At 40.7% G+C, this 18,436-nt stretch carries 20 protein-coding genes; 3 read left to right on the plus strand and 17 right to left on the minus strand.

Translation table 11 applies throughout. The features are described 5' to 3' along the window. Window positions 1-198 precede the first annotated feature (198 nt). The 3 genes from H7U04_RS04495 to H7U04_RS04505 all read right to left on the minus strand — a co-directional run bounded on the left by H7U04_RS04495 (window position 199) and on the right by H7U04_RS04505 (window position 3,083). Complete coding sequence (locus H7U04_RS04495) at window positions 199-750, minus strand: cysteine hydrolase family protein (protein WP_073688410.1); 552 nt, start codon at window positions 748-750, stop codon at window positions 199-201. A gap of 65 nt (window positions 751-815) precedes the next feature. Beyond that, on the minus strand, window positions 816-1,601 hold the full coding sequence (gene codY, locus H7U04_RS04500) for a GTP-sensing pleiotropic transcriptional regulator CodY (protein WP_002884784.1): 786 nt from the start codon (window positions 1,599-1,601) through the stop codon (window positions 816-818). Window positions 1,602-1,868: 267 nt separating this feature from the next. After that, entirely contained in the window at window positions 1,869-3,083 is a 1,215-nt protein-coding gene (locus H7U04_RS04505) for a pyridoxal phosphate-dependent aminotransferase (RefSeq protein WP_004183315.1), read from the minus strand. A 363-nt stretch (window positions 3,084-3,446) separates the two neighbouring features. Here H7U04_RS04505 and H7U04_RS04510 point away from each other — a divergent pair, with 363 nt between their 5' ends. Continuing rightward, a complete protein-coding gene (locus H7U04_RS04510) occupies window positions 3,447-3,899 on the plus strand; it encodes a universal stress protein (RefSeq protein WP_002884397.1) in 453 nt (150 codons plus the stop codon). A 79-nt stretch (window positions 3,900-3,978) separates the two neighbouring features. On the opposite strand, the gene H7U04_RS04515 is transcribed toward H7U04_RS04510, so the two are convergent. From H7U04_RS04515 to H7U04_RS04530, 4 genes are all read right to left on the minus strand, one after another. Then, complete coding sequence (locus H7U04_RS04515; protein ID WP_004183318.1) at window positions 3,979-4,731, minus strand: hypothetical protein; 753 nt, start codon at window positions 4,729-4,731, stop codon at window positions 3,979-3,981. Between the two features lie 69 nt (window positions 4,732-4,800). Next, on the minus strand, window positions 4,801-5,601 hold the full coding sequence (gene pflA, locus H7U04_RS04520) for a pyruvate formate-lyase-activating protein (RefSeq protein WP_002891689.1): 801 nt from the start codon (window positions 5,599-5,601) through the stop codon (window positions 4,801-4,803). Between the two features lie 186 nt (window positions 5,602-5,787). Continuing rightward, a complete protein-coding gene (locus H7U04_RS04525) occupies window positions 5,788-6,522 on the minus strand; it encodes an LPXTG cell wall anchor domain-containing protein (protein ID WP_110981253.1) in 735 nt (244 codons plus the stop codon). A 354-nt stretch (window positions 6,523-6,876) separates the two neighbouring features. Next, a complete protein-coding gene (locus tag H7U04_RS04530) occupies window positions 6,877-8,208 on the minus strand; it encodes a hemolysin family protein (protein ID WP_110981252.1) in 1,332 nt (443 codons plus the stop codon). Between the two features lie 109 nt (window positions 8,209-8,317). Here H7U04_RS04530 and H7U04_RS04535 point away from each other — a divergent pair, with 109 nt between their 5' ends. Further along, on the plus strand, window positions 8,318-9,100 hold the full coding sequence (locus H7U04_RS04535) for an ABC transporter ATP-binding protein (protein ID WP_073689403.1): 783 nt from the start codon (window positions 8,318-8,320) through the stop codon (window positions 9,098-9,100). An 87-nt stretch (window positions 9,101-9,187) separates the two neighbouring features. Here H7U04_RS04535 and H7U04_RS04540 read toward each other — a convergent pair whose 3' ends face one another. Then, entirely contained in the window at window positions 9,188-10,348 is a 1,161-nt protein-coding gene (locus tag H7U04_RS04540) for a hypothetical protein (RefSeq protein WP_110981291.1), read from the minus strand. Between the two features lie 256 nt (window positions 10,349-10,604). Between H7U04_RS04540 and H7U04_RS04545 the strand changes: the two genes are divergently transcribed. Continuing rightward, the gene (locus tag H7U04_RS04545) at window positions 10,605-10,925 is read left to right on the plus strand and encodes a hypothetical protein (protein WP_002891695.1); all 321 of its coding nucleotides are present in this window, start codon (window positions 10,605-10,607) and stop codon (window positions 10,923-10,925) included. Between the two features lie 32 nt (window positions 10,926-10,957). Here H7U04_RS04545 and H7U04_RS04550 read toward each other — a convergent pair whose 3' ends face one another. From H7U04_RS04550 to H7U04_RS04590, 9 genes are all read right to left on the minus strand, one after another. Continuing rightward, window positions 10,958-13,024, minus strand: coding sequence for a cation:proton antiporter (locus H7U04_RS04550; protein WP_073689503.1), 2,067 nt, complete (start codon window positions 13,022-13,024; stop codon window positions 10,958-10,960). Window positions 13,025-13,032: 8 nt separating this feature from the next. After that, complete coding sequence (locus H7U04_RS04555; protein ID WP_002891697.1) at window positions 13,033-13,275, minus strand: hypothetical protein; 243 nt, start codon at window positions 13,273-13,275, stop codon at window positions 13,033-13,035. Then, window positions 13,272-13,820: a tRNA (mnm(5)s(2)U34)-methyltransferase gene (locus tag H7U04_RS04560; RefSeq protein ID WP_060972565.1), complete on the minus strand. Its 549-nt coding sequence runs from the start codon at window positions 13,818-13,820 to the stop codon at window positions 13,272-13,274. The genes H7U04_RS04555 and H7U04_RS04560 overlap by 4 nt, the downstream gene beginning before the upstream one ends. After that, a complete protein-coding gene (locus H7U04_RS04565) occupies window positions 13,817-14,761 on the minus strand; it encodes a TIGR01212 family radical SAM protein (protein ID WP_060972564.1) in 945 nt (314 codons plus the stop codon). Before H7U04_RS04565 ends, H7U04_RS04560 begins: the two co-directional genes overlap by 4 nt. A gap of 85 nt (window positions 14,762-14,846) precedes the next feature. Beyond that, on the minus strand, window positions 14,847-15,884 hold the full coding sequence (locus H7U04_RS04570; protein ID WP_013991104.1) for a SepM family pheromone-processing serine protease: 1,038 nt from the start codon (window positions 15,882-15,884) through the stop codon (window positions 14,847-14,849). Between the two features lie 16 nt (window positions 15,885-15,900). Further along, on the minus strand, window positions 15,901-16,398 hold the full coding sequence (gene coaD / locus H7U04_RS04575; protein WP_073689504.1) for a pantetheine-phosphate adenylyltransferase: 498 nt from the start codon (window positions 16,396-16,398) through the stop codon (window positions 15,901-15,903). Between the two features lie 32 nt (window positions 16,399-16,430). Beyond that, a complete protein-coding gene (gene rsmD / locus H7U04_RS04580; protein ID WP_257056681.1) occupies window positions 16,431-17,027 on the minus strand; it encodes a 16S rRNA (guanine(966)-N(2))-methyltransferase RsmD in 597 nt (198 codons plus the stop codon). A gap of 93 nt (window positions 17,028-17,120) precedes the next feature. After that, window positions 17,121-18,074 carry a thioredoxin-disulfide reductase gene (gene trxB, locus H7U04_RS04585; RefSeq protein WP_255296714.1) on the minus strand — a complete coding sequence of 318 codons (954 nt, stop codon included), beginning with the start codon at window positions 18,072-18,074 and terminating at the stop codon, window positions 17,121-17,123. 32 nt (window positions 18,075-18,106) lie between these two features. Beyond that, window positions 18,107-18,331, minus strand: coding sequence for a DUF4059 family protein (locus H7U04_RS04590; RefSeq protein WP_002884393.1), 225 nt, complete (start codon window positions 18,329-18,331; stop codon window positions 18,107-18,109). Between the last annotated feature and the right edge of the window lie 105 nt (window positions 18,332-18,436).

The following is an 18,436-nucleotide window of genomic DNA, read 5'->3' on the forward strand; positions in this document are numbered from 1 at the left end:
ATATCTTTCGACTTAATATGGTAATAGTATACAATAGCCTGTAATCGTTTTCTTATAGTAAACTACGGAAAACTGATACTATCCTATGATTTTAGACAAAAAAATTGAGAGTAGGGCAGATTCCCACATTCGATAAGAGCTGACTCCCAAACCACTCCTCATTATTACAATTATCAAAAAAAGAGTAAGAACTATCTCTTACTCCACAATTGTTGCTCCAAGCACATTTTTAAAATGCCCGATAGCAAAGTCATGAGCTTCAGGCGTCAAGGAGGCTGTTGCACTCTCTACCACCTCGATATCATAGCCCAAATTATAAGCATCAATGGCCGTATGTAACACACAAATATCTGTTAAAACTCCTGTCAAAACAACTGTCGTCACACGACGCTCACGTAAACGAATATCTAAATCCGTTCCGGAAAAGGCTGAATAGTGTCGCTTGTCCATCCAAAAGACACGATGGTCGTCCTTGATGGCATCATATACACCAGCTAACTTACCATAAAGTTCTCGCCCAGATGTCCCTGCAATATTGTGAGGTGGAAAGAGTTTAGTCTCAGGATGGAAGGTATCTCCTTCATCATGTCGATCCATGGCAACAAAGATATAATCCCCATTGTCATAGGCTTCTTGAGTTACCTGAGCAATACGATCTTCAATGGCTTGGGCAGGCTTACCAGCCGTCAACTTCCCATCATCTGCCACAAAATCATAAGAGTAATCAATTGATATCAATGCCTTTGTCATGCTACTTTCTCCTTTTAAAAAAAGTGGGGCAGGTCCTCCTACCTCACTCTCTTTCAGTATTCTTCTTATTCGTATTCTTTCAATTTGTCGTAGATACCTTCGTTAAGGACTTTAAGATAAGTCCCTTTCATACCGAGTGAACGACTCTCAATAATACCAGCTGATTCCAACTTACGAAGGGCATTAACGATAACTGAACGCGTAATTCCGATACGGTCAGCGATAACAGATGCTGTCAAGCGACCTTCCAAACCGTCCAATTCATTCAAGATAGCTGAAACTGCCTTGATTTCTGAGTAAGACAAGGTATTAATAGCCATGTTAATAGCTGTTTGTTTACGAATCGTTTCTTCCAAGTTCTCTGTTTGAAGGTTCAACAACTGCAACCCAACTACCGTAGAGGCTATCTCAACCAAGATAAGATCTTCATCCACAAAATCATGATCGTTACGCCAAATGATGAAAGAACCAAGACGCATACCACCACCATAGATAGGGGCAATTGTAGTCAAACCATCTGGGAAGTCATCTTTTGACTCCACTGGGAAAATGGTCAAGTCACTGTCAATACCAATGTTTTCTTGAGTATCATAAACACGGCTGATACCACGTGTGTATTCTTCTGGAAGTTGTTTAGCTTCAAAAAACTCTTCCACACGATCATTGTTGGTTTTGTACTTCATGGCAAAACCAAGGAGAGCACCACCACCATTAACGATAGCAGCGTTACAATCAATGATATCCGCCAATTGAGCAGCCATGTTGTTGTATGGAAGATCTCCTTCCAAGCTGTCTACTGAGCGTTGCAAGATAGATGTAATTTTACGTGTTTTAGCCAGCAAATTTGCCATATTTATTGTCTTCACTTTCTATTGTAGTCATAATAATATCAAGCCTTGTACTAATCTTCTGCGTCAAGACTCACTAGCCCTATCATTATAGCACACTTAACCCAGAAATTGCAAACAATTGTCTGAAAATTATTTATTATTCTACTATTCATTATATTAAGTATATTATGGCATTTTTAGGGAGAATGTTCAGATTTTGCTCAAATATATCCCCCTTTTAAAAACAATAAAAACCGGACGAGCCTTATTGTCCAGTTTTTTAAGGAATTAGCGCTTGTAATATGACAAGACTCGTTCGATTTTATTACCGAGATCAGCCAACTCTTCCACTCGAGGAAGATAGACAATACGGAAGTGATCTGGTTCATTCCAGTTAAAGCCTTTACCTGGAACTAGGAGAACCTTCTCCTTCTTCAAGAGACGAAGACAGAATTCTTCATCATCTTCAATATCATACATGTTACGGTCAATCCTAGGGAAGATGTAAAGCCCTGCATCTGGCTTAACAGCTGATAGCCCTGGAATAGCGTTTACGGTATTCGTGATAAACTCACGTTGTTCATAGATACGCCCACCAGGAATCAAGAGCTCATCAACGGATTGGTAGCCACCAAGTGAAGTCTGAATAACGTGTTGAGAGAGCACGTTGGCACAGAGACGCATGTTAGCCAACATATTAAGCCCTTCAATATAGCCTTTGACATTCTTTTTAGGTCCAGAGAGAACCATCCAACCCACACGGAAACCACAGATGCGGTGAGACTTAGAAAGACCATTCATAGACACGCAGAAGACATCTGGTGCAAGACTAGCAATTGCAGTATGTTTCTTACCATCCATAACCAAGCGGTCATAAATCTCATCCGCAAAGATAATCAAATCATTTTGTCGAGCAATATCAACAATCTGTTCAAGAACATCCTTAGGATAGAGCGAACCTGTAGGATTATTGGGATTGATGACTACAATTGCCTTAGTATTTGATGTAATCTTTGATTTGATATCATCAATATCTGGATACCAGTTAGATTTTTCATCACATACATAGTGTACGGCATTACCGCCTGCTAGACTGACACAGGCTGTCCAAAGAGGATAATCTGGCATTGGGACCAAGACCTCATCTCCATCATCAAGCAAGGCCTGCATAGATATGGAAATCATCTCTGAAACACCATTACCAATATAAATATCATCAATATCTACATTTGGGAATCCCTTTAACTGGCAATACTGCATAATCGCCTTACGAGCTGAGAAAATCCCTTTACTATCCGAATACCCTTCACTGTTACGAACATTCATAATTAAATCACGAATGACTTCATCCGGTGCTGTAAAGCCAAATTCCGCAGGATTTCCCGTATTAAGACGAAGAATCTTTTCACCGTTAGCAATCATACGGTTGGCTTCATCCAAAACTGGTCCACGAATATCATAGGCAACGTGTTCCAACTTTGATGATTTATCAAATGTTTTCATAAGTTAATCCTTTCAAAAGATACTAAAAGCAGATACATCTAGCAGAAAATAAGAAAATTCAACACCTGATGGGGATTTCCACTTTTATTGACACCAACTTTATTTAGGCTCAGCCATTTGGTATCATTTCTGAAGACTTGTCTTCCTATTGTTTAATTATCATGTTTCTTACGAAGCTAATAACAGATTGTATTATACCTCTTTTTCATGCAATCTTCAATTTTTAGATAATACTGAAATCTTCACATTACTACGGACATCCTAAAGTAAGCAGTCAAAAAAAGATTTCAGAAAATCCATAACAACGCTTTCATTTTTTAAATTAAAGGAGTATAATAAAGCTAAAGATAGGAGGTAGAGCTTATGTCTCAACAATATGAACGTATTATGGTAGCTGTCGACGGTTCTTACGAATCAGAACTGGCCTTTATTAAAGGTGTGCACGTTGCAAAACGTAATAATGCTCAGTTACTATTGGTACACGTTATCGATACACGCGCCCTTCAAAGCGTTGCGACTTTCGACTCTTATATCTATGAAAAACTAGAAGACGAAGCTAAAGCTGTTTTGGCTGACTTTGAACGCCAAGCCAGAGAAGCTGGTTTAACCAAGATTCGCAAAGTTATTGAGTTCGGTAATCCTAAGAGCCTCTTGGCTGTTGATATCCCTGATAAGGAAAATGTTGACCTTATTATGGTTGGTGCCACTGGTCTCAATACTTTTGAACGCTTGCTTATTGGTTCATCTTCTGAATACATTCTCCGTCACGCAAAAGTTGACTTGCTCATTGTTCGTGACTCTGAAAAAACACTTTAGTCACCTCTCACAAGCACCTCTGGTGCTTTTCTCATACAAAAAAAAGAACTGAGATTTTAACTCTCAGTTCTTTTTTGTTCTATTTTTCAGACTTTGCTGATTCAGACATCACTTCAGACTCTGAAGTTGACTGGCTTTCTTCGACCAAGTCTTCACTAGCAGATTGACTTGAGGCACCTGCTTGCTCCAAAGCAAGGCTAGTTGAAAGGCTCTCACGCTCTGCTTCCTGACTAAGGCTAGCTTCAACAATCATGAGTTCCTTTTGACGTTCTGTTTCACGAAGGTATTCACGTTCTTCTAGCTCTTCCTGACGACGTCTTTCCTGCTCAAGTCTTTGAGCTTTTTGACGCTCACGCTTAGCATGACGTTTTTGCGTCTCATCAATCAAGACCTTAGTGTTGTCTTTAATATGCATCCACTTAATAAGACGAACTAAGAGTCTCCATAGGAAAACAATAATCGATTCTGCGAAAAGAAGAATCTCAACCAGAATAACACCTAGCAAGCTCCAAGCCATGAAGAGTGTAATCAATAATTGCGTGAAAATCTTCTTCAAGTCACCCAAATGATTGTTGTGAATATTAAGAGTCTCAAGAAAAAGATCTAAAATTCCTTGCAAGAGGTGTGATTTAACAGATTTGTCTCCCTCTAAGCTCAAGTCCGTTTGAACTTCTGCCGGAGTAACAACGGTCAAGTCCCCATCTTGGTAGACATCAATACGGTCTCCTAATTTTATATCAAAATCAAAAAGCGTGCGATCTATTTTCTTAAGTCGCCCGTCAGGATGACTGAGATAAACAAAGTCATCATCAAATTTTAAAATACGAAACATAATTTACCTGCTCTTTATTGCTCCTTAAATAATAACAAAGTTAAAAAGCCCTTGTCAAGAGCTTCTTTTTCAATCCAAGGTTTTAACACCGATACGATTTTTATACTCTTGATACGTTTCAGTGTGCATGAGAGCTTTGGCATTTTTGACCCGATCTGCTGTTGGTGGTTTGACCCCTTCCAAAGGATATGGAATACCGAGCTCACGCCATTTGAACTCACCCATTGTATGGTAGGGAAGGATTTCAAATTTATCAACATTTTTCAAGGTCTTTACAAACTCGCCGAGCTTAATCAAGTGTTCATCAAAGTCTGTCAAACCAGGTACCAAGACATGGCGAATCCAGACTGGAACTTGTTTATCAGACAGATATTGAGCAAATTCCAAGATATTCTTATTAGGTTGACGGGTCACAAACTTGTGTTGTTCAGGATCAATCTCTTTGATATCCAGTAGAACCAAGTCAGTTACAGCCAAAAGTTTGTCAACAACTTCATGATACTCAGGAGTATTGCGGTAAGCAAACCCACAAGTATCAAGCGTACAGTGAATTCCTAGCTTCTTAGCCTCTGTAAAGAGGGCAGTGACAAAATCAATCTGAAGCATGGCCTCACCACCTGAAACAGTGATACCACCATGCTCACCCCAGAAATGACGGAAACGAAGAGCCTCATCTAAGACATCTTCAACCGTACGTTCAACAGCCTTATTTGACTCCATAGCCCAAGTATCTGGATTATGACAATATTGGCAACGCATCTTACAGCCTTGCATGAAAACAATAAAACGGATACCCGGACCATCTACGGATCCAAAACTTTCGGTTGAATGAACAAGTCCAGTCACCTGACTGTAATCAATTTCTGCCATGGCAGCCTCCTTGTAAACGCTTTTTACATGTTTTTATTATACCTCTTTTATCGGAAACATGCTCCATATCTGCCTGAATTCAAGCAAAGGTTATACTATAATACATCTAAAATTAAATGATATCTATACTATACCAGAAGAAAAACAAAAAAACTGGAAATATCCAGTCTTTTATCATCTATATTATTAGGCACGTTTCTTAAGCCCCAAAAAGGCCGCAGCAGCAAGGAAAAATGTTCCTGCCAATGTCAAGATTACTGTTGATGCTTCACCAGTCTTAGGAAGTGTAACTTCCTTACCTTTAGCATCTTTACCAGTCAATGTACCGTCAGCATTCACTTTGAATCCTACTGCTTCAGGAGCAACAACACTTGTTGTACCATCAGTGTTAGCGATGACAATTTGGCTGTTTTGTGTAGACACAATTGTTTGACCAGCTGCAGTGACAACTGGAGCTGTTGGTGTTACGGTAACAACAGGTTGTCCATTAATGTTCACTGCTGGAGTTTCAGGGGTTTGAGCTGCTTCACTTGTCCCTTTATCAGTTGGTGAGGCCGGTTCTTCTGGCTTATCGGCTGGTTTCTCAGTTGGTTTATCAGCTGGTGTTGTTGATGAATCAACTGTTGGAGCCGGTGTCGCAGGTGTTTCTGGAGTTGCTGGTGTTGTTGGTTCAGCTGGTACTTCAGGAGCTGTAGGTGTTGTTGGCGTTGCCGCACCTGTGTTTGAATCATTGCTACGAGCCAAGTCACCATCACTTGGGGCTGTTGAAGGACCTGTTGCTACACGATCTGTCGTTGGTTGTGTAAGAACAGCATCATTTGTCGCAATACCGTCGTCCGCAAAAGAAGTTACTGGTACAAAAGCTCCTAGGGTAAGGGTGAGTAAAAGCAAGCTACTATATATAGATTTTTTAGAAGCCATTAAGATTCTCCTTTTTTTCATTTATCAGTTAATTCATATTCTACCATAAAAAAGTAATAAAAGACTGTTTTAATTAAAATCTTATTTATTTTTATTCTAAATCTATCAATACGCTAAAATATGTTAGAGTATCTCCAAAATTATAGTTCTTTTTATGACAAAATCTAGCAGTTTGGATAGGTAAAAAAGGCTTTATAACGTACGTTATAGACATTTTCTAATCTTATTATTTTGATAAGCGGATATTCCAAGATAGATAAGAAAAAGCACTTTCACTCATAATGAGAGAAAGTGCCTAATTAGTAGATAGTCGCTTTTGAGTTCCAACATTTTCTAATAAAAACGTGGAAAAAACTATTCTTCTGCCTCTTCTGGAGCTGCCGTGATGATTACCTTAAGTTTGGTTACGCGACCATCCTTAACCTTATCATTGATAAATTCGAGGTGTTTGTCCTTGTTGATAACTGAATAGTGTTCCTTGACTTCTTGAGTTGGGATGGCCCCCACACCAGTCAAATAATAACCTGCGATAGTATCAACATCATCACTCTCAAGTTCTGTATCAAAATGTTCATTGAAGTCGTTAAGAGTCATAGCTCCTTCGACAATATAAGTATTCTCACCAATTTCACGAACTTCCACACTAGTTTTATCTGTTTCGTCGTCAATCTCACCAACGATTTCTTCCAAAAGGTCCTCGAAGGTAACAAGACCAGCAACGCCACCGTATTCATCAAGCAAGATAGCCATCTGATTATTGGTGTTACGAAAGGCTGCCAAGAGATCATTAACGAAGATAGTCTCTGGAACAAAGAGAGGTTCGTTCATGATTCGACGAAGTTTGATATTTTCAAAACCAAGTTCAAAACCTGCTTTTAGAAGGTTTTTAGTATGAATGACACCGATAATCTTGTCCTTGTCATCTTCATAAACAGGGATACGAGAGAAACTTTCCTTGAGAATAGCTTGGATATTTTCTTGAGTATTGTCTTCGATATCAATCATGAAGGCATCTGTACGAGGGACCATAACCTCACGTGCCATCAATTCATCAAGAGAGAAAATCCCCTGAAGCATTTCAATTTCTTCAGCCTCAAGTGTATCTTCACTCTTGGTCAACATGTACTCAATCTCATCCCGAGTCATCTGCTCATCCGCATCATCAAAGGTCATAGGCGTCAAATGAGACACAAGATTTGTCGATGCTGAAAGAATCCAAACAAAGGGACTAACAATCTTACCAGTAACAATAATAACTGGTGCTGAGTAGATGGCTAGATTTTCCTTGAGGTTCATAGCAATACGTTTAGGATAAAGTTCCCCAAAAACAATCGAGATATAGGTCAAGACAACCAAAGAAATCATACTACCTGCTGTCTTAGCCCAGGCTGCATGACCAAACCAAGTCGCTATTACTGCACCTAGTGAAGCGGAGAGACTAGCCCCTTGTAAGAGACTGATAAAGGTAATACCAACTTGAATGGTTGATAAGAAGTTATTTGGATTTTCAAGAACCTTGAGCAGGCGAATAAATTTCTTGTCGCCTTCTTCAGCCTTTTGTTCCACACGTGAACGGTTTAGTGATACTAAAGCCATCTCTGATGCTGAGAAAAAGGCCGTAAGCAAGGTTAATATTAGTAATAAAATAGATTGAAATAATAAGGACTGACCACTGGAGTCTTCCATTTTTTCTTCTCCTCTAAAAAAATTCTGACTTCCATTATATCACAATTTCCCAATATAGGTTCCTATTTTATGCTATAATTAGAGTAATTTATCATCGAAGGAGAGACTTATGTCACTTATACGCTTAGAAAATGTCAGCTTGGCCCGCCAAGGAAAAACACTTTTGTCTGACCTTAACTGGACAGTTGAAAAAGGACAAACCTGGGCTATCCTGGGACTTAACGGTGCTGGAAAATCAACCCTCCTACGTTTGTTGACAGCTGAATTCTTCCCTTCTGAGGGAAAGGCTGAGATACTAGGCTACACCTTTGGGAATGGAGACATCACAGGTCTTCGTCAACATATCGGTATCGTCAGCTCCTTCATCACTGAGCGTCTTCCTCAACATATGACAGCTGAAAAAATCGTCCTTACTGGTAAATACAAGAGCTCAATCCTCTACAAGGCATATGGGGATAAGGAGTTGCAAGAAGCCAAGGATATGCTGACTTCACTTGGTGCTGGAGATTTGATTGGTCGTAAATACCGTGGCCTTTCTCAGGGAGAAAAGCAAATCTGTTTGATTGCTCGCAGTCTCATGGAAGATCCTGACATCATTATCCTTGACGAAGCGACTGTTGGCTTGGACCTATTTGCCCGCGAAAAACTCTTACGTCAGATTGACCGTATCACCTCGCTTCCACATGCTCCATTGGTTCTTTACGTCACCCACCATGCTGAAGAGATTACTGAAAAAATGGACCACATTCTCCTACTCCGTCAGGGAAGAATCGTGGCACAAGGACCAAAAAACGATATTATCACACCGGAAGTTCTAGCTGACTTCTACCAAAATCCTGTTCAAATTATCCCAATTGACGACCATCGTTTTTACATTAACCCTCTTTTATAGAGACAAGTCATAAATTAACTTGATTTAGGGCCAATTCTAAAACAACAAGTCCCCCAGACTAGGTCTAGGGGACTTGTTGTTTTATGGCTACTCCTCTGTTATTTTCGATACGCCATACAAAATTAAGGCTGGAACGATAAGCTGTTCTATAGAACCATATGAAACAATGAATAGCCCAGCAACTACATATAGACGGTTTTTGTTAGCGGTGCTTATAGCTCTTGGAAGCATCATAGTAGGAATAATAATTAATGGAGTCATCATAATGAAGTACATAAACCAACCAATACCTGCTAAGGGATTAGATTCGTCTATAGGATAGTAAATGACAGAAATTAAATTAATAACTAAATCCCTAAGTGATAAGATAAAAGCAGTCCAAAGCCAAGGGGAATGAAGACCTTGAGGATTGAGTTGTCTTTGGCTCTCCGCATAATCATAACTCTTACGCTCTTCAATGACAGGTTTGGTTCTTTTCTCCACCAGCAGATCATCTTCACTCAACTCAAACCCATACTTCTTCTGCCATTTTTCAACTAGTGTGGAAGTGTTGCCGTTTGTACGATAGACAAGATAGGATGATACTACTAGTAGAAAAAGAGAGACATCAGTAATGATATGGTCAACCAAGAAACCATAAACCAACTCAAGTAAACTAGTAACTATGATAAAGATTGAAGAGATTCTTAATTTCTTTTGAGTTGTTTCAGCTATTAATGTAAGGAACAAAAATATACTTGCACACTCTAGAACAGGATACAGTATGTAAAAAATACCACTAATATCTTTTGTAGAAATCTTTACGTAATGTGTAGCCCATACTACAGCTACCATCCCTAATCCAAGAAGGGGAACAGAGAACTGCCAAGCTGACGGACTCTTAAGGGAGGCTAAGAGTATTGAAAGCTCTGCCTTCATAATCATAATAACAAGCCAAGCTAAACAAATTACAGTTAAAACTGGTGAAACTAACCAGGGTTTAAAAATGGAAGCCGGTACTATAAAATAGGTAACTAGCTGACAAATATGGAAGGCAAACACAGCTAAGACGCCCTCAGCTTTCCGCTTGTCCTTCAAAAGCCTAAAAACAAACCATACTAAAACGACTTGCTGTGGAAGTTGAGAACTTAGTACAGATACAGAATTGAGCGTTTCATACTCAAAATGCAAACCATAAGACCTAAGCATAGAAAGAGCTAACAATACTTCAAAAAAGATAAGTATATAATACCAAGTTTTTCTGGACATACAACCGCCCCACCTTTCATTTAATCTTAGAGAAAACATCTTTCAATACCATTACACTCCTTTTTATGTAAGCGCTTTACCTTTACAGTAAAATATTCCCTCTTTTCTTTACTTGATAACAAAACAGTCCTTTTTGACCGAATAGATTCTAGAATGAACCACATAGACAAATGATATTGTCCGTAAGTTAACCTTTTGATAACTTAGTAGGTGTTAAAGCAAAATATCTTTCAGATATAGAAAACGAGGTAAAAACATGACTAAAGTAATAGGTATTGGATTAATCGGTACAGCAGTAACAGTTATCACTTACAGTATTCTCGGCTTCCCAAAATTGGAGGTGTCCCTTTGGCCACTCTTTCCAGTCGCCCTTTTTGCTTTCTTTGCAATAGAAAATCTTATCAAAAAAGATTATAAATCTAGTTTCATGAGTACTTTGATTGGTTTAATGATTGCTAATGCAATCTATGACTTGCTCCCTATTTCAAACAGTATCCTGATTGTTGCAGGAATCCTAACATGCCTAGGACTGGGCTTTCTTTTTCCAAACCACGATAATGAAAAAGAGAGACATTAAAAAGAAGCCAAGAAAAATCTTGGCTTCTTCACTTAAGCTCGACCTCGAGCCAGATTAATCATATCATAGGTTAAAGTGTTGCTAGTTTCTTTGAGAGAGTAATCCTCCAAAGTATTGACTTCCTTACGAAGCTGCTTGGCATAACGGCTAGAGATAAGCTCAGCCTGCTCGTACTCGTTAATAACCTTACGTTCCAAATAGTAGCCTCGTAACATTTCATCGATATTGTCTGGATGAAGGTGGGTGATAACCCGCTCAACAAAAGCACCTGATTGAATTATTTCAGCCTCTTGAAGTCGATTACGCTTCAAATAAGACAAGAGTTCTGAATGATAAACACCTTCCAGATTACTCAAGGCTTCTAAAATCTGCTCCGTATTTGTTAAATAAAGTTCAGCCATATGGTCACGGTTTTCTTCCGTCAACCTAGGACCCCTCCTAGTTTCATCCTGATTAATACGAAACTTGAAAGTAAGAGCCAAGTGCAACAATCTACGAAGGCCACGCACAAAGACAGCTAGAGCGTAAGAAAGACTAGAGACAAAACCACGGTTAATACGACGCTCTAAGCTCTTGATATAACGTTGGTAGAGATTGTATTCGAGTTCTGAAATCTTGCCCTTCTTGTAGGCATATTCCAGACCCTCACTCTCAATTTCCATAATCATGACTCGGATATTGGCCAACTCTTCTTTGACATCATTTGATTCCTGCTCCAAGATTAAATCTTCCAAGCGTTGATTGTAGTTGTCAATAGTAGCATAGACAGCTCCTTGATTAGTTGACTGTTTTAGATCTTTTTCCAACTCGCCGACCACATCATTAAGAATGGCAATCTGCATATAATGGTTGGTTGTGTGCGCTGGTCCAGTGGCTAGCTTAGGTAGGACTAAGATACCTGTTAAGAAACTTAATAAAGTGACACCCGCTACCGTAAAGAGCAAGAGACTATGTTCCAAAGCCGTCATATTGGCAACCGGAAGCAAAAGGATGGTTGCAATTGAGACCGTTCCTTTGACACCAGAAAAGGTTAAAAGAGTAGCACCCTTCCAGATTTTTTTCAGTGATCGTTTGGCCCCCCAAGCTCTTTGGGCAAATACCGCACTAATCATAACAAAACGAATGCCAAACATGGTCGCTGTTAAAAGGACGATAGCAAGAAGCATCCAGAGATTATCGTAGGTAGTGCTACGCAGTACTGGGGCTGCTAGGGTTGGAAGTTCTGTTCCCAAGAGGAAAAAGACCATGCCATTAAGCATGAAGGTAATGGTTCCCCAAATCGTATGAGAAACACTATCCAACTTGGCATCAAAAACGGTGATTTTTTTAAAGCGACTGGCAAGTGAAATCCCTGCTACGACAACAGCAATAATTCCGGAAGCATGAATTTCCTCGGCTACAAAGTAAGAGGAAATCGGTAGTACCAACTCTAGTAAGAGAGCACCTGTGACATCTGCAGCATCCATATTATCCAAAATGGTCAAAAAGAGACGATTAAATAAGGCTGTAATCAAGCCAACCAAAAAACCACCAAGCACAGAAATAACCAAATTCCAGCTCGCATCAAGGAGGGAGAAAGCACCCGTTGTCAAAGCGGTCACCGCCACCTGAAAGGCAACCAAGCCAGAGGCATCGTTTAGAAGCCCTTCACCCTGCAAAATATAGCTAATCCACTTTGGAAAACTAAAGCGTTTAGAAATAGCAGAATAGGCCACCAAATCCGTTGGCCCAAGAGCCGCCCCAATGGTTAGGCAGGCAGACAAAGGCACTGAGGCAGGCAAGACAGCCTTAGCAAGATAACCGATTCCCATCGTAGACACGAAGATGACTGGAAAAATCAAAAATAGAATGAGTTTCCAGTTACGTAAAATACTGGTAATATCACTTTCTTCACCCTCACGAAACAGCAAGGGAGCAATAATGAAAGCTAGAAAAAGTTCCGTTTCAAGCTCGAAAGCACGTTCCTTAAAAAGAAAACCGATACCCACTCCAAAAATAATTTGGATCAAGGGTAGGGGAAGACGTGGAAAGACACGATTGATAACGTTCGATAAAATCAAGCTAAAAAGAAGAACAAGCAAAGCTAACGATAGATGCATAGCTCCTCCTACCCTTCCTTATGACAACAGTTTGAGAATAGTTCTTTTTGCTTACTAATTTTTTTATCAATGGCAGTGACATCTTCCTTAGCCAAAAGTTTATGGCAACGTTCGACCTCAAGACTAGCTAACTTTTTCTTGATCTTAGCCGTTTTACGATTATCAACCTTTTTCAAAGTACCCTCGGCACTCTGCTTATCAATATATTTGGCCTGCATATCTGCAAGTTTTTCTTTAATATCTGTAATCATTGTAATTTCTCCAACATCACCAAAAATGGTGGGGTATTAATTTGATTAAGGGGTTGGTAAAGCATGACTGTGAAAACACGCTGGTCCAAACCGATAACGTACTCAAGCACAGCATCCTTCTCCATATCACCACCATCATGACCGTAGTAAATCATAATAGCCAAGCGCCCACCAACCTCTAAGCGGTCAAGGATTTTCTCAATGGCCTCAAGAGTCGTATGGGGCTTAGTGATGACACTTTTGTCTGCAGATGGCAGGTAGCCCAGATTGAAAATAGCTGCTCGAATAGGTTCCGTGACATAATGGTCCAGATTTTCGTGACCATCTAAAATGAGTTCCGCATTTTCAATTCCCAGGTCTGACAAGCGTTGACTGGTCTTTTCAAGCGCCTGTTTCTGCACGTCAAAGGCATAAACCTTCTTGGCAAGGCCAGCCAGAAAGGCTGTATCATTGCCGTTTCCCATGGTCGCATCGATAGCTAGACTCTCATCATCCAGCACTTCTGCTAGAAAGTCATGAGATAGATGAATGGGTCGTTTAATCATGCTTTTTCCTCCTGCTCGCTAGCTACTTTGCACCCTTGCCATGAGTCACGACGTTCCATCTCTTTGTCAATGGCATTAAGGACTTCCCACTTGTTGAGACTCCACATAGGACCAATCAACATATCTCGCGGCGCATCACCAGTAATCCGATGAATGACGATATCCTTAGGGATGATTTCCAACTGGTCACAGATGATTGACACATACTCTTCCTGACTCAGCAATTTAAGACGCCCCTCGTGGTAATCTCTTTGCATACGGGTATTGGTCATCAGGTGGAGGAGGTGGAGTTTGATTCCCTGAATGTCATTGTCCGTCACACAACGGCGAACATTTTCCACCATCATCTCGTGAGTTTCCCCTGGCAATCCATTAATCAGGTGCGAAACAATTTCAGCCTTGGGCGCACGCTCACGCACACGCTTAACCGTCTCCACATAGAGTTCATAGCTGTGTGCTCGGTTAATGAGTTCTGACGTTTCTTCATAAGTCGTCTGCAAACCAAGTTCAACAGTCACATGCATACGTTCTGTGAGTTCTGCCAGATAATCAATCACATCATCTGGCAAACAGTCTGGGCGAGTACCGATATTGATGCCAACAACACCAGGCTCATTGATAGCCTGTTCGTAACGTTCCTTGATAATCTCAAGCGGAGCGTGGGTATTGGTAAAATTTTGAAAATAAACCAGATATTTCTGAACTTCTGGCCACTTGCGGTGCATAAAGTCAATCTCATGGTAAAACTGCTCACGAATCGGTGCCTCAGGAGCTACAATGGCGTCCCCAGACCCCGATACCGTACAAAAGGTACAGCCACCATGAGCCACTGTTCCATCACGGTTGGGACAATCAAAGCCCGCATCTATAGGAAGTTTGAAAATCTTTTCGCCAAAAATCTCACGATAGTAATCATTGACTGTTCTATAACGTTTTTTCATAAAGACTATTATAACACTTTGACCTTAAAAAGAGAGTAAGACTAGGACAAAAATCATGGATTTCTGCCTGTCCTACTCTCTCTTCTTACTTAGTCTTTTTCAAATAATCAATGGCTTCTTGAGCTGTTTTAACAGGGACGATTTTCATCTTGGTCCCCAGTTTCTTGGCAGCTTCCTTGGCCTCTTGATAGTTAGTCTTAGCATCCGGATCAGCCTTTTTCATTTCCTTAGTTACTGGATTATTTGGCACGAAGAAAATATCTGCGCCACTATCAGCCGCTGATTTCACCTTGAGGTAGGCCCCACCGATATCACCGACAGCCCCATCCTTTTCAATAGTGCCTGTTCCAGCAATTTTACGGCCAGCCTTGAGGTCTTGACCAGACACCTGATCGTAAATAGCCAAAGTAAACATAAGCCCCGCACTTGGTCCACCAACACCATCAAGTTTAAACTTCACGTTTTCAGGACTCTTGACCTCAGTATGATCCGTCAAACCAATACCGATACCATTTTTACCATTAGCAATCTTAATGATCTTACCAGTGGCAGTCTTTTCTTTGTCCTCTGTCGTATAAGTGACCTTGACTTTTGAACCCAACTTAAGTCCCTGGACGTATTTAATCAAGTCAGTAGAATTATCAAAGGTCTTGCCATTGACAGCTGTCACCGTATCCGCAATATTAAGGACACCCTTGAAACTAGAATCATCAGCCACCTGAAGCACATAAACACCCATATACTCCAAGCTAGCCTCCTTACCAGCCAGAGTCAAGCCCTGATAAATCGCCTGGTTTTGGGAAGTCTCCATGTAAAACTGGTTAATACGCATGAAATCTTCGTCAGAGTAATTTCCAGTCGCCTCTTCAGCCGTTTGAAGCTTTGCAAAATCATTAAGCTGAGCATAGAGCATGAGGGCCAAAGTCGCCTTGGTTTGAGCCACTGCCACAAAATTGTAGGATCCTTTTGAATCATCAGCTTTCTTATCTACAGTCAAGACTTCCTTGGTATCAAAAGCACCACCCGGAAGCTCAACATAATAATTATTTAGCGGGAAAAAGAGAGCAAACAGGAGGAACAGTACCGTAAAAATACTTAATAACCACCACTTAATCCGCCACATTTTCCCTAATAGTGATTTAGATTCGTTCTTGTTTGCCACGCTTGGCCTCCACTTTCTTAACAACTGCTTGAGGAACATAAGAACTAATGTCCCCCTCAAAATAAATCAACTCACGCACACGACTAGATGACACTGGTGTCACCTCATGACTAGCAATCAAATAAACCGTTTCAAGCTCAGGCGCCAGCCCCTTATTGAAATAATCCATATTAGCCTCATAGTCAAAATCTGTCGCATTACGAAGGCCTCTAACCAGATAAGTCACCCCAAGATCTCTGGCGACATCTACAGCCAGACTATCGTGAGCCGTTATAACCTTGACATTGGGAAAATCTGCTACAACCTCTTCCAAGATACGCTTGCGAGTCTCAATGTCCCAGAAGCCCTGCTTATCTTTATTATAAAATAGTCCAATATAGAGCTCATCAAAGAGCTTGCTGGCTCTGGCAATAATATCCATATGCCCATTGGTAATCGGATCAAAAGACCCCGTAAACATAGCAATCTTTGTCATAGCATTCCTTTCTACAACTTCCCTATCAAAGGCTAACGCACGTAAACGGTCACCTTACTGATACCATAGGTTTTCTGCTTCCAAATCCCAAAGTTTGAAATTTCTTCAGGCAAGTCCACAGCCTTATCCGTCTCGCAAACCAACATAACTTCTTCAGCCAAGAGCCCTTGCTCCTCTAACTGAGTAATATTAGCCACAATCTGCTCTTTGGCATAAGGCGGATCTAAAAGCACCAAGTCAAATTGACCTGTCAATTGTGTCAATGCACGCGTTGCATCCATCTTCAAAAGTTGGAACTGCTTCTCACTCTTGGTCATCTTGATATTTTCCTGAATAACAGCCTGTGCCCGACGATCCTTTTCCACGAGGACAGCAGACGACATACCACGACTGATAGCCTCAATAGCCAGGCTACCGCTCCCAGAAAAGAGATCCAAAACACGCCCTCCATCAAAGAAAGGACCAATCATATTGAAAATAGCACCTTTGACCTTGTCCGTTGTTGGACGAGTCGTTTTGCCTTCTAACGTTTTAAGCGGACGCCCGCCAAAATCACCTGCTACAACACGCAAGTTGGTCACCTCGTTTTTACTGATTTTTAGTAAGACTTTTCTATTATAACAAAAAATTACACATAGATGTTGCCACAAAGAAATCTAGTCATGCTAAATACCTACAAGACCACACAAAAAACTCGAGAACCTCCCGAGTTTCCATTTATTTTACTTATCACCAAGTGCAGTCACGTAGTTGTAGGCTTCGATACCAGCTGTGGCACCATCCCCTACGGCTGTTGTAATTTGGCGAAGGTCTTTCTGGCGGACATCCCCAATGGCAAAGATACCAGGAATACGTGTCGCCATCTTATCATCTGTAATTACCCAACCATCTTGGTCAGTGATGTCAAGACCTGTCAAGTAATCTGAAACTGGATCAAGTCCCACATAAACAAAGACACCGCCAAATTCGTGGTTAGTCACCTCACCAGTTTTGACATTCTTGATATCAACACTGCGAACCTTGATATCATCACCTTTGATTTCTTCAACGACTGAATCCCAGATAAACTTGACCTTTTCATTGGCGAAGGCACGGTCTTGAAGAACCTTTTGGGCACGCAATTCATCACGACGGTGAACAATGGTCACGCTATTGGCAAAGCGTGTCAAATAAATTCCTTCTTCAACGGCAGAGTCACCACCACCAACGACCAAGAGGTCTTGATTACGGAAGAAGGCACCATCGCACACCGCACAGTAAGAAACACCACGGCTGTTGTACTCTTCTTCACCAGCAACACCAATATGACGGTGTTTGGCACCAGTCGCAATGATAACTGTCTTGGTTTGGTACTCCTCATCACCAGTTTTGACAACTTTATAGTCACCCTTGTCTTCGATACCAGACACAATACCATAAAGATTTTCAACGCCCAATTTTTCCAAGGGTTCAAACATCTTCATTGACAATTCTGGACCAGAGATACTTTCAAAACCAGGGTAATTTTCAATATCAGACGTGTTATTCATCTGTCCACCAGGAGCACCTTGCTCCAAAGTTGCCACTTTAAGGTTGGCACGAGCTGCATAAAGTGCTGCAGTCATCCCCGCAGGACCAGCTCCAATAACAATTGTATCGTACATGAGTAACTCCTTATATGATTTTCTTGTAGAGATATCTTACACCTAATGTGCCAACAAAGCTAGAATTATGCATTCAGTACGATAAGAATCGCCATAAAAGCAAATGCCAAAACTGGAATCGAAACCATCGACATCATAATAGCATCATAGAGGGCACCTTGACGCTCCTTAACAGTTTTGTCTGCACGACGTAACGCACGCCATCCAAGCCAAATGGCACCAATCACCAAGCACACAAAGAAAGCAATCACAAGGCCTAAGAGATAAAATTTAAAAATATTTAATAACATAAATCATCCTAAAGTGAGAAATAGAAAAGGCTGAGATAACATTCTCCAACCTCTAAATTCGACTAGTAATAACTGCACGATGCAGCCTCTGATTGGACTATAGTC

The organism is Streptococcus sp. 22.1, from assembly GCF_016648645.1.
Lineage (GTDB): Bacteria > Bacillota > Bacilli > Lactobacillales > Streptococcaceae > Streptococcus.

What these genes read in the sequence shown, in the direction of transcription:
- H7U04_RS04495 (WP_073688410.1), bottom strand. Translation starts at nt 750, where the DNA reads ATGACAAAGGCATTGATATCAATTGATTACTCTTATGATTTTGTGGCA.
- codY (WP_002884784.1), bottom strand. Translation starts at nt 1,601, where the DNA reads ATGGCAAATTTGCTGGCTAAAACACGTAAAATTACATCTATCTTGCAA.
- H7U04_RS04505 (WP_004183315.1), bottom strand. Translation starts at nt 3,083, where the DNA reads ATGAAAACATTTGATAAATCATCAAAGTTGGAACACGTTGCCTATGAT.
- H7U04_RS04510 (WP_002884397.1), top strand. Translation starts at nt 3,447, where the DNA reads ATGTCTCAACAATATGAACGTATTATGGTAGCTGTCGACGGTTCTTAC.
- H7U04_RS04515 (WP_004183318.1), bottom strand. Translation starts at nt 4,731, where the DNA reads ATGTTTCGTATTTTAAAATTTGATGATGACTTTGTTTATCTCAGTCAT.
- pflA (WP_002891689.1), bottom strand. Translation starts at nt 5,601, where the DNA reads ATGGCAGAAATTGATTACAGTCAGGTGACTGGACTTGTTCATTCAACC.
- H7U04_RS04525 (WP_110981253.1), bottom strand. Translation starts at nt 6,522, where the DNA reads ATGGCTTCTAAAAAATCTATATATAGTAGCTTGCTTTTACTCACCCTT.
- H7U04_RS04530 (WP_110981252.1), bottom strand. Translation starts at nt 8,208, where the DNA reads ATGGAAGACTCCAGTGGTCAGTCCTTATTATTTCAATCTATTTTATTA.
- H7U04_RS04535 (WP_073689403.1), top strand. Translation starts at nt 8,318, where the DNA reads ATGTCACTTATACGCTTAGAAAATGTCAGCTTGGCCCGCCAAGGAAAA.
- H7U04_RS04540 (WP_110981291.1), bottom strand. Translation starts at nt 10,348, where the DNA reads ATGTCCAGAAAAACTTGGTATTATATACTTATCTTTTTTGAAGTATTG.
- H7U04_RS04545 (WP_002891695.1), top strand. Translation starts at nt 10,605, where the DNA reads ATGACTAAAGTAATAGGTATTGGATTAATCGGTACAGCAGTAACAGTT.
- H7U04_RS04550 (WP_073689503.1), bottom strand. Translation starts at nt 13,024, where the DNA reads ATGCATCTATCGTTAGCTTTGCTTGTTCTTCTTTTTAGCTTGATTTTA.
- H7U04_RS04555 (WP_002891697.1), bottom strand. Translation starts at nt 13,275, where the DNA reads ATGATTACAGATATTAAAGAAAAACTTGCAGATATGCAGGCCAAATAT.
- H7U04_RS04560 (WP_060972565.1), bottom strand. Translation starts at nt 13,820, where the DNA reads ATGATTAAACGACCCATTCATCTATCTCATGACTTTCTAGCAGAAGTG.
- H7U04_RS04565 (WP_060972564.1), bottom strand. Translation starts at nt 14,761, where the DNA reads ATGAAAAAACGTTATAGAACAGTCAATGATTACTATCGTGAGATTTTT.
- H7U04_RS04570 (WP_013991104.1), bottom strand. Translation starts at nt 15,884, where the DNA reads ATGTGGCGGATTAAGTGGTGGTTATTAAGTATTTTTACGGTACTGTTC.
- coaD (WP_073689504.1), bottom strand. Translation starts at nt 16,398, where the DNA reads ATGACAAAGATTGCTATGTTTACGGGGTCTTTTGATCCGATTACCAAT.
- H7U04_RS04590 (WP_002884393.1), bottom strand. Translation starts at nt 18,331, where the DNA reads ATGTTATTAAATATTTTTAAATTTTATCTCTTAGGCCTTGTGATTGCT.